We start from the raw sequence: 11,517 nt of genomic DNA on the forward strand, positions 1-11,517 counted from the left end.
TCTGAATATTTTACGATTTGTCTAATGAAAGGGTTCTCCAATGAAACTATAATGAAGCTATCAAACAGTTTAAATTAGTGCAGGAGGGTTTACGATGGTAGTGACAAAAGATGTGAAAACAGTGAAGAACTTTATTAATGGACAATGGACAGAGTCATCTAGTGAAAAGATAGAAGAGATCCCGAACCCGGCAACAGGTGAAGTGATTGCTAGACTAACTGTTTCTACAAAGGAAGATGTGGATCAGGCAGTAACAGCAGCGAAGGAAGCGTTTCAATCATGGAAGAAGGTAGCAGTACCTCAACGTGCTCGCATTTTATTTCGTTATCAGCAGTTGTTAGTGGAAAACTGGAAAGAGCTCGCCGAAATTGTGACGCTTGAGAATGGAAAAAGCTATAACGAAGCCTACGGCGAAGTGCAGCGCGGCATTGAATGTGTCGAGTTTGCTGCGGGTGCGCCGACTTTAATGATGGGGAGTCAGCTTCCAGATATTTCTCCAGGCATTGAATCGGGCATGTACCGTTATCCACTCGGAGTCGTTGGCGGCATCACGCCATTTAATTTTCCGATGATGGTTCCGTGCTGGATGTTCCCGCTTGCTATTGCTTGTGGAAACACTTTTATCTTGAAGCCGTCTGAACGGACTCCTCTTTTAGCGAATCGTTTGGCAGAGCTATTTAAAGAAGCCGGACTTCCTGATGGCGTGTTGAACATTGTTCACGGAGCACACGACGTCGTCAATGGAATGTTGGAGCACAAAGATGTAAAAGCGATATCCTTCGTAGGTTCTCAACCTGTTGCGGAGTATATTTACAAAACGGCTGCTGCGAATGGGAAGAGAGTACAAGCGTTGGCAGGAGCTAAAAACCATTCTATCGTATTGCCGGATGCCGATTTAGAAAACGCAGCCGCTAACATTACGAGCGCTGCTTTCGGATCAGCTGGTGAACGCTGTATGGCAGCCTCTGTCGTAGTGGCTGTTGGAGATATTGCAGATCAATTAGTGAGCCTTCTTAAACAAAAAGCGGATGATATTAAAATGGGCAATGGCATGGAAAAGGAAGTGTTTCTTGGACCAGTTATCCGCGAAGCTCATAAGGAACGGACCATTGGCTATATTGACAGCGGTGAAAAAGAAGGGGCTGTGCTTGTCCGTGACGGCAGAAGAGAAGGGAAAAATGAAAAAGGTTATTTTGTCGGCCCGACGATCTTTGATCATGTGAAAACAAATATGAAGATTTGGCAAGATGAAATTTTTGCTCCAGTACTTTCTATTGTACGGGCTGAAAGCTTGCAAGAGGCGATTGAGATAACAAATGAATCCGAGTTTGCCAACGGGGCTTGCCTCTATACAGACAGTGCAAAAGCGATCCGAGAATTCCGTGAAGAAATTGATGCAGGGATGCTCGGCATTAATCTAGGTGTACCAGCTCCAATGGCATTTTTTCCGTTCTCAGGTTATAAAAATTCCTTCTATGGCGATCTTCATGCGAACGGTAAAGACGGCGTAGAGTTTTATACGCGCAAAAAGATGTTGACTGGCCGTTATTAAGAGAATCAAAAATGGAGGGGAACGATGATGCAGGTAACGAAAAAAGAGCAGGATCTGCAAAAAAGGGATGAGCGTTATGTTTGGCATGCGATGAGGGGATCAGCGCCAGCTGTCGGAAACATTATTGCACAGAAAGCAGAAGGGGCTTGGATAACAGATATAGACGGCAACAAGTATTTGGATGGGCTGTCAGGTCTTTGGTGCGTGAATACTGGCTACGGAAGAAAAGAACTGGCAGAAGCTGCTTATGAGCAACTGCTGGAAATGCCTTACTTTCCTTTAGCTCAAAGTCATATTCCTGCGATTAAGCTAGCCGAAAAGCTAAATGAGTGGCTTGGCGGCGATTACGTTATCTTTTTCTCAAATAGCGGTTCAGAGGCAAACGAAACAGCTTTCAAAATCGTTCGCCAATATCATCAACAAAAGGGAGATCACAGCCGATACAAGTTTATTTCCCGCTATCGTGCTTATCACGGTAACTCAATGGGAGCTCTCTCGGCCACGGGCCAAGCTGAACGAAAATATAAGTATGAGCCGCTCGCTCCGGGATTCATTCACGTGAATCCGCCGGATATGTATCGCCGTCCTGATGATGAGCAGACGCTTGAGAGTGCCGAAGAAGTGGATCGAGTGATGACCTGGGAGTTAAGCCAAACAGTAGCAGCGATGATTATGGAGCCTATTATTACAGGAGGAGGCTGCCTGATTCCTCCGCAAAACTACATGAAGAAAGTAAAAGAAATTTGTGAAAAACATGGAGCCCTCCTAATTTGTGATGAGGTCATCTGTGGCTTCGGCCGGACAGGCAAACCATTTGGATTTATGCATTATGATGTGAAGCCTGATATTATCACAATGGCGAAAGGGATTACGAGCGCCTACCTTCCATTGTCAGCGACAGCTGTCAAAAGGGAGATTTACGAAGCTTATTGCGGCAATGATCAATACGACCGGCTTCGTCATGTCAATACATTCGGGGGAAATCCAGCGGCTTGCGCCTTGGCGTTGAAAAATTTAGAAATTTATGAAAATGAAAAGTTGATTGAGCGGTCACAGCAGCTTGGAGAGCGCATGCTCAAAGAATTGGAAGAGCTAAAAAGCCTGCCGTTTGTTGGGGACATCCGTGGAAAAGGTCTGTTGATTGGCATTGAATTAGTAGAAGACAAACAGACGAAGAAGCCGGCAAAGGCTGAATTAATCAATAAAGTGATCGGCCTTTGTAAGGAGAAAAAACTGATTATCGGCAAGAATGGTGACACCGTAGCTGGTTACAATAATATACTGCAGCTCGCACCTCCATTGAGCATTACAGAAGAAGACTTTACCTTTATCGTACAAACAGTAAAAGAGTGCCTAAGCTCTATATAATTTGAAATTGGGAGACTGCTTTAGAAATCCTAGAGCAGTCTTTTTTCTCGTTTCGTTAAAAGGGGTTTCTTAAAATAAAGAGAACTATTTAACTTAGGTAAAACAGAGTGATAGTACTAATAATTCAAGGAGGATCTAGAATGAAGATTGAAGAGTATCTTATTAAAGAATCTGCATGTATTCCTTGGCCGACAACCTTTGAAGAACTTGTTATGGCTGCAATTAGATCAAGCTGCAAATGGTTTATATTATATACTTCTGAAAATATTATAGGATGCGTAAGGAGAGAGGCAATAGCTGAAAAAATTGAAAACTTTGGCTTAATGGGAATGAAAGCGGTGTCAATCGATGATGTAGTGATAGAAGCTTTAGTTTCATATAGCGGAGATCAAAATCAACTCATGTATGAAGAGAATAAAATAATAGTCATTAAGGACAAAAACAATGAGATTCAAGGTGTGCTTGATTGGGAGCTTGATGATAACTTACGTAATGTCATGACGGGCGATGAATGGCTTATGAAAGAGTTTCAGACTGTCTTTGATGAATACTATAGGAGTGTTCTCGTCACAGATGAAAAAGGAAAAGTTATTCGCGTAACATCGGAGGATGATCAGCAATATCTGGGGAAAAATGTGTTTGATCTGGAGAAAAGAAAAATCTTTTATCCATCCATTACGGCTAAGGTCTTTAAATCAGGAAAGAGAGAGAATGGATTACAATATACAAACACTGGTGAGATTTTTGATATAGAATCTATCCCCGTTAAAAATGAGCAAGGCAAAATTGTCCGAGTTGTCTCTATAACAAAAAATTCTTCGGAGGTAAATCAACTCAAAAACAGACTAGAAGAGTCAAGGCGTTTGTTGGATAACTACCAAAGAGAGGTAGCACGAATTCAGCAAGAGAAATATGAAGATAAACCTTTTATTTATACAAGTAAAAAAATGGAGGATTTATTTGAACTGATCAAGTCAGTGGCAGCGGTCGATGCCTCAGTCCTTGTTTTAGGTGAAACAGGTGTAGGAAAACAAATGGTGGCTAATCAAATTCATTTATTAAGTGATAGAAATGACAAGCCCTTTATTACGATCAATTGCGGAGCTATACCGGAGAATTTATTAGAATCTGAACTCTTTGGATATGAAGAAGGTGCTTTCTCAGGTACAAGAAAAGGAGGAAAGCTGGGGATTTTTGAGATTGCTAATAACGGCACTCTTTTTTTAGATGAAATTGGAGAAATGTCTCTGGCTCTACAAGTAAAGTTGTTGCGAGTTTTACAGGAGAAAGTGATTATGAAAGTAGGAGGAACAAAAGAAAAAAAGATAGATGTAAGGATTATCACAGCTACAAATAAGGACCTCAGCCAAATGGTCAAAGCAGGCACTTTTCGTGAAGACCTCTATTACCGTATTAACGTAGTACCTATTCATATTCCCAGCCTTAGAGAGAGAAGAGAGGACATACAAGCTCTTGCTTTTCATTTTCTTCAAAAATTTAATCAGAAATACAAAAAAAATGTCAACTTTGGCTCCCTGCAACTAGAGCAACTATTAAGTTATTCTTGGCCAGGGAATGTCAGAGAGCTGGAAAATGTAGTAGAAAGATTTGTAGTAATGGAAAAACCCATTTTCTTTAGAGAGAAGGAAGCAGCCCCCGTATCCCTTGCCAGTATTGAAAAAGGAGAAGAGGAAGTGGCTAATCTATTTGAGTTTTTAGAAAACGTTGAAAAGCAGCTTTTGCTGAAAACGATGAGGAAATGCAGCACGACAAGAGAGATGGCGAAGTCCCTTGGAGTCAATCAGTCTACTATTGTACGAAAACTACAAAAGTATAAATTAATAAAAGAATCCTAACGGGATAGAAGAAGGTTAACACGTTAAATACCTTAACAATGATTGTCTAGATGCACGTGAACATCTCTTTTGATGCAGGATGCCATCAAGATAAACAAACATTTCTGAAAATTGTTGATATAACAGTACTTTTGCCAATAAAATGTTTGGCATCATTCTTGCTATATATTAAACAAGCTATACATAGCAAATTAATATTTAGGGAGGCGTCAATGTGAAAAAAGTTGTTGTTTTAGGTGCGGCAGGCACAATTGGCCGAGTGATTGTAAGGGACTTAGTTGAGAGCGGCGTGGAGGTAGTTGCGGCGGATTTGGATCTGAATAAATTAGAGGAATTAAAAAGCTGGGTAAATAATAAGATTTCAGTTGTTTCCTTAAACATTAAAGATGAACAGCGAGCAAAAGAGGTACTCAGCCAAGGCGCAGTGTGTGTGAACGCGTCTAACTACATTTTTAATTTGGATGTTATGAAAGCTGCTGCGGCTGCAGGAGTGAGTGTACTTGATTTAGGAGGTCTTTTCAAACGCACCAATGAGCAGCTAAAACTAGATGCAGAAATGAAGGCTGCGGGTATTTTATCGATTGTTGGAATGGGGTCTGATCCTGGTACTTCTAACATTTTCAGCCGTTATGGTGTGGAAATGCTGGATGAAGCGGAAGAAATTCATATTCGTTACGGATCAACCACTTCAGGTGTTACCTTTGCTTTTGCCGTTGATACGATTATTGATGAAGCTATAAAGAATGCCTTAGTTGTAAAAGATGGAAAACTGCTTGAGATTCCACCGTTGGCAGATGAAGAATACACAGTTTTTCATGAAGACATTGGTATTCAAAAAACATATTCCATCATTCATTCTGAATTAGCAACATTGCCAACCAGCTTTCCTAGCGTTAAACAGATAACATACAAAGATACTTGGGATCCGGAAACGATTGAAAAAATAAAAACCTTAACCTCTTTAGGGCTTTTAGAAACAGATCCTGTAGAAATTGCAGGCAATAGCGTTTCACCTAGACGCCAAACGGTCTCATTGCTGCAAACAGTGTTAGCTAAAAAGGAAGAACCTGTCTGGGGAAAAGATGCCTTGTTAGTAGAAGTAAAAGGAATGAAGAATGGCAATAAAACATCCATCAAGTTAGAGTTAGTAACAGATTATCAACCGAAATGGAACGTCAGCGCCACTCAGTACGCGACAGCTATTCCAGCTTCTATCGTTGCTCAAATGCTTCTTAATGGTGAAGTGACAGATAAAGGGGTCAAACCGCCAGAGAAATGCATCGATCCGAAAAAGTTTTTAGCTTATCTGCGTGAGAAAAGTGTTGAAGTAAACATTACACATAGTGAAACTAAAAAAGATCAAGCTATTTTTGTATAAATCCTAAAGCGAGTATTTGTCAATAAAATACAGAATATTAAAATTTTATTTATCTTTCATGAAAATGAAACTAATAGTCTAAGTAAAAAACTACGTGATGAGAGGTAAAAACTATGAGTGTAACTGGAAATGTATTAAATAAAGTTCGGGTGGGAATCGATACGGGCGGAACCTTTACGGACTGTGTTTTATGGCAGAATGAAAAGCAGCCAATAGTTGTTAAGGTGCCTTCCACACCACAAAACCCGGCGGAAGCCATTATAAACGGTTTGCAACGTCTTTGTGATCTGGCAGGAATTCCAGTCGAGGAAGTCGACCTTCTTGCCCATGGGACCACAGTGGCTACAAACGCCATGCTGCAGGAGCAATGGGCTAAAGTCGGCCTCATTACGACTAAAGGTTTTCGGGATACATTAGAAATTGGTACACAGATGCGGCCTGAACTTTATCAGCTTCAACAGAAAAAAACGGCGCCAATCGTACCGCGTCATTTACGAATGGAAGTAACAGAGAGGATTGATCCTCAGGGAAAAGTAGTGGACGAGCTGAATAAGGAAGAGGTCTATGAAGTATTAAAGGAACTCCTCTCTGAGGATGTTGAAAGTCTTGCGGTTTCTTTTCTGTTCTCTTATGCCAATTCAGAGCATGAAGCGATGGTTCGAGAGGCAGCAGCGGAGCTTGATCCGGAATTGTATGTGTGTATTTCTTCAGAAGTCAGTCCTGAGTTTCGTGAATACCCGCGGACATCCACAACCGTAATCAACGGGGCGCTGGCTCCTGTTGTACGCCGTTATATCCGGTATTTACGTGAGGAGCTGCAATCAAGAGGCATTGGAGAAAAATTGAATATCATGCAGTCAAACGGAGGAATCGTCTCAGGAAAAGAAGCGGAGGTTTCCTCGCATAATCTCATCCTTAGCGGACCTGCCGGTGGAGCAGTGGCCGCGGCCGAGATTGCTCGCAAGGCTAATTTCCCTAATGCCTTAACTTTTGACATGGGAGGTACGAGTTCGGATATTGGCATTATTATTGATGGGAAACCGCAAGTTGTTCAAGGCACTTCGGTAAATGACGTTTATCCATTGCAAGTACCAACTGTTGACATACACACGATTGGAGCGGGTGGAGGCAGCATTGGATGGAAAGATAAAGGCGGAGCATTGAAAGTGGGACCTAAAAGTGCAGGCGCTGTGCCAGGACCTGCTTGTTATGGAAAAGGGGGGACAGAGCCGACAGTAACAGATGCAAACCTCTTTCTTGGGCGCCTTGATCCAGAAAACTATCTAGGTGGCGAATTTACAGTTTATCCTGAAAAATCATATGCTTCATTAGAAAAGCTTGCGAAGGAACTGGACCTTGATGTGGAACGTGTTGCTTCCGGAATATTGGAAGTTGCCAACGCTAGCATGGCTGGAGCGCTTCGTGTTGTATCTAGCCGCCGGGGATATGACCCGCGGGACTTCGCACTGATTGCCTTTGGCGGAGCGGGTCCATTGCATGCCACTGCATTAGCGAGGGAACTAGGCATTAAAACCGTCATTATTCCTTCTTCAGCAGGTGTGCTATGTGCACAGGGATTGCTTTTAAGCGATATGCGGCATGATTTTACTCATACAGAAGTCGTAGCTCTTGACACTGCTGATTCAGCGAGCTTGGAGAGAAGCTTTGTGGAGTTAGGTGGGCGAGGGGCTACACGTCTAAAGGGAGAAGGAGTACCATCTGAGCGCATACGTTTGAAGCGGTCATTAGATCTTCGTTACAAAGGGCAGGAATATTATTTGAACGTCCCGGTTGAGGGAGAGATTACAAGTGAATTACTTCAAGAAGCAGCCGGCAGCTTTCATGAAGTTCACAAAAACACCTATGGTCATGCTGCAGAAAATGAGCCTGTAGAAGTTGTGAATTTAAGGTTATCTGCCATTGGAGAAATTGAACGTTTAGACGATGAACAAGCGGTAAAGCAAGAAGTTGGTCTAAATGCGAACACACCTATCAATCATCGCTCAGTATACTTTAATGAGTATGGATGGATGGATACACCCATTTATCACCGTGATGGTTTTAGTATAGATACTGAAATTGAAGGACCAGCCATTATTGTTCAAATGGATACGACAATGATTGTAGAGCCAAAACAAATTGTTAGAGTAGACGAGCAAGGAAACTTGATTGTGTCATTGGAGGGGAGAGCATGAGAAAACAATCGCAGCTGTCAATGGATAAACCAGAAACAGAATCAAAAATCGATGCTATTACATTAGAGGTAGTCTATAGCGGTCTGCTCGCCGCTGCCGATGAGATGAGTGGTGTGCTTGGGAGAAGTGCCTATTCGCCCATTATTCGAGAGATGATCGATTACTCTTGTGGGATCTTTGATAATAAGGGCAATTTGATTGCCCAGGCAGAAAACATTCCAGCCCACCTAGGTTCAATGGGCACGGCCTTGCGAGATCTTTTCAATGATTTTCCTCTAGATACATTTCAGCCAGGAGATGCGTTTTTAGTCAATGATCCATATCGCGGTGGTCAACACACGCCGGACTTGCATGTGTTTACTCCAGCATTCCATGAAGGACAATTGATTGGAATATGCGGCACGATTGCTCACCATGCAGATATGGGAGGGAAAAACCCAGGTACTGAAGGCTTTGATAACAAATCTATATTTGAAGAGGGCTTACGTATTCCTCCTGTAAAACTGGCAACAGCAGAACAAATTAATGAAGCTGTTACAACCATTATTGCTGGCAATGTTCGCGAGCCTAAAGCAACGATGGGGGACTTGCGTGCTCAAATTGCTGCATGCCGTTATGGAGAAGGACGTCTGAAGGAGTTAGCGAACCGTTATGGAGTGGACACTTTACTAGAAGTAATGAAAAAGTCGATGGACTACTCTGAATTGCGTATGCGGACAGAGTTAGCCGCGATGAAGGATACGGAGGCAACGGCTAGTGGATGGCTTGATGACGATGGCGTTGGCGGTCCTCCTGTCGAAATACGCATCAAAGTTATGAAGAGAGGACAGGATATTGAGGTTGACTTTACAGGTACTGGTCTGCAAATGGAGGGAGGAATGAACGTTCCGCCAGCTGCTGCTGCTTCAGCTGTATTATATGCCATAAAGTGTGTAGTCGATCCATCAACACCACAAAATCAAGGGTGCTTCCGTCCTATAAAAGTACGGCTTCCTGAAGGCAGTATTGTTAATCCGCACTTTCCTGCTGCTGTTAGTCTGCGTCATCTTGCTGTTCAACGAATAGCTGATACTATTTTACGCGCCCTTTCTGAGTTGTATCCAGAGCGTACAGCGGCCGGAACATTTGTTGGATTCTCCAGCTTGGCCATTGATAGCTGGCATCCTATTCATGGGAACCCAAGAGTCATACAGGACGATCTCGGGGGAGGAATGGGAGCCCATCCAAATGGAGATGGCATTGATGCAGTCGATACTCACTGCGGAAATGTGGCGATTTTACCGGCAGAGGTCTGCGAGTTATCTTATCAAGTTCGCGTTCGGTCAACAGAGTTGATTCCGGATTCAGGGGGGCCGGGTACATGGCGCGGGGGACTTGGAATTAAAAGAGAGTACGAGATACTCGAGCAGGAGCATAAAGGATTAGTGTATACAGAACAGTCTAATCCGGACTTCGCTCCTTGGGGATTAAAAGGTGGAAAAGCAGGTTCGTCTGCTAAGATCAGGCACGTTAGAAAAGATGGCCAAGAGGTTGAAATGAGAAAGGGATATTTTCAGGCTCAACCAGGAGATCGTATTATCATAGAAACATCTGGCGGAGGAGGATATGGAGATCCAGTACTGCGCGATGTGCAAAGAACGATTAAAGATGTTCAAGAAGGAAAAATAAGTCTTGAAGCTGCAGAGAGGGTTTATGGAGTAGTGATTAAAGACGGTTGTATTGATGTGGAGGCAACTCGATTAAAACAATCCAAATAAAAAGCATGGCAATAGGAGGAGGTTAGGGGAATGGAGGATAGGTTGAAAGTTGAGCAAGAAGTCAATCAAGGAGCGGATGAAATCGAGAAATTTGGATATAAGCAGGAGCTCCAGCGTTCATTGACATTTTGGGATTTGTTAATCTACGGTCTGTCTTTGATGGTGCCGATTGCTCCGTTTGCGATCTATGGATATGTAGCTCAAGCTTCAAATGGAATGGTTTCTCTTGCCTACTTAATTGGAATGATCGGGATGATTTTTACTGCTCTAAGTTACGCACGGATGTCAGAGGCTTTTCCAATTGCCGGATCTGTATATTCTTATGCACAGCGAGGAATTAACGACTTTGTTGGTTTTCTGGCTGGATGGATTATCCTGCTTGACTATATTTTTGTGCCTACACTCATATATTTAGTTGCGGCAGCCGCTCTTGAAGGGATTCTGCCGGGAATTCCCACTATTGCTTGGCTGGTTCTTTTCATTGGGAGTAACACTGTTCTTAACATAGTGGGGGTAAAAGTCACTGCCAAAGCCATAAAGGTTATTACCTATCTCATTCTTATCGTTTTAGCTGTATTTGTAGTATCCGGTATTTTCGCCATTATAAATGGAGTGAATGGGGCTGAGTTTTCGTTCAAACCATTATTTGATCCTAGTAACTTCAGTATAGAAATGGTAATGAGTGCAGTTTCAATTGCAGTATTAAGCTTTTTAGGGTTTGACGCAGTTTCAACAATGGCAGAGGAAGCAAAAGGAGAAAATAAAGTCATTGGAAAAGCGATTATTTTCTCTTTATTGGCAGTAGGAGTTCTCTTTGTTGTTCAAACGTGGATCGCAGCGCTTATTTATCCTGATTATCAGGGCTTTAGCAACATAGACACTGCTTTTTATGAAATTGCTGAAATAGCCGGAGGTCCATGGTTAAAGTGGATTACTGCCTTGGCAATAGCGATTGCTTTCGGAGTGGCAGACGCCTTAGTGTTTCAAGCGGCAATATCTAGACTGTTGTTCAGTATGGCCAGAGATAAAAAATTGCCTTCAGTCTTGGCTAAGGTACACCCGAAATATAAGACGCCTTATATAAGTACCATTCTTGTAGCAGTAATTTCGTTGGCTGTTGCCACTCTTTTCTCATCCCAAATGGGCAGCTTAACCTCTATAGTAAACTTTGGGGCTTTAACAGGATTTATCTTATTACACATTTCAGTGATCAACTATTACATCCGGCATAGAAAAAGTCGTGATTATCTGAATCATCTTTTTTTTCCGATAATCGGCTTAATTATTATCGGGTATGTATGGTACAGTTTAGCAGCGTTAGCTAAGCTGCTCGGTATAGCTTGGATTGTTATAGGAATGGTCTACATGTTTTATTTGAAATGGAAGAACAATAGCTGATCTCAACATTTTC

Annotated in this window: 7 protein-coding genes; all 7 read left to right on the forward strand. The window is 42.3% G+C overall.

Annotated elements, in window-relative coordinates; genetic code table 11:
- Window positions 1-94 precede the first annotated feature (94 nt).
- The 7 genes from AC623_RS04510 (at window position 95) to AC623_RS04540 (ending at window position 11,504) form a co-directional block, all read left to right on the forward strand.
- Complete coding sequence (locus AC623_RS04510) at window positions 95-1,552, forward strand: CoA-acylating methylmalonate-semialdehyde dehydrogenase (protein WP_049660956.1); 1,458 nt, start codon at window positions 95-97, stop codon at window positions 1,550-1,552.
- A gap of 27 nt (window positions 1,553-1,579) precedes the next feature.
- On the forward strand, window positions 1,580-2,920 hold the full coding sequence (locus tag AC623_RS04515) for an aspartate aminotransferase family protein (protein ID WP_049666230.1): 1,341 nt from the start codon (window positions 1,580-1,582) through the stop codon (window positions 2,918-2,920).
- A 140-nt stretch (window positions 2,921-3,060) separates the two neighbouring features.
- Window positions 3,061-4,776 (forward strand): sigma-54 interaction domain-containing protein, encoded by a 1,716-nt coding sequence (locus AC623_RS04520; RefSeq protein WP_049660957.1) that lies wholly within the window; start codon window positions 3,061-3,063, stop codon window positions 4,774-4,776.
- Window positions 4,777-4,990: 214 nt separating this feature from the next.
- Window positions 4,991-6,154 (forward strand): saccharopine dehydrogenase family protein, encoded by a 1,164-nt coding sequence (locus tag AC623_RS04525; protein WP_049660959.1) that lies wholly within the window; start codon window positions 4,991-4,993, stop codon window positions 6,152-6,154.
- 113 nt (window positions 6,155-6,267) lie between these two features.
- Complete coding sequence (locus AC623_RS04530; RefSeq protein WP_049660961.1) at window positions 6,268-8,349, forward strand: hydantoinase/oxoprolinase family protein; 2,082 nt, start codon at window positions 6,268-6,270, stop codon at window positions 8,347-8,349.
- Window positions 8,346-10,106 carry a hydantoinase B/oxoprolinase family protein gene (locus AC623_RS04535; protein ID WP_049660962.1) on the forward strand — a complete coding sequence of 587 codons (1,761 nt, stop codon included), beginning with the start codon at window positions 8,346-8,348 and terminating at the stop codon, window positions 10,104-10,106. The genes AC623_RS04530 and AC623_RS04535 overlap by 4 nt, the downstream gene beginning before the upstream one ends.
- 30 nt (window positions 10,107-10,136) lie before the next feature.
- Window positions 10,137-11,504, forward strand: coding sequence for an APC family permease (locus AC623_RS04540; RefSeq protein ID WP_049660964.1), 1,368 nt, complete (start codon window positions 10,137-10,139; stop codon window positions 11,502-11,504).
- Window positions 11,505-11,517: the final 13 nt, after the last annotated feature.

The sequence above is a fragment of the Bacillus sp. FJAT-27231 genome (genome assembly GCF_001183975.1).
Classification (GTDB): Bacteria; Bacillota; Bacilli; order Bacillales; family Domibacillaceae; genus Pseudobacillus; species Pseudobacillus wudalianchiensis.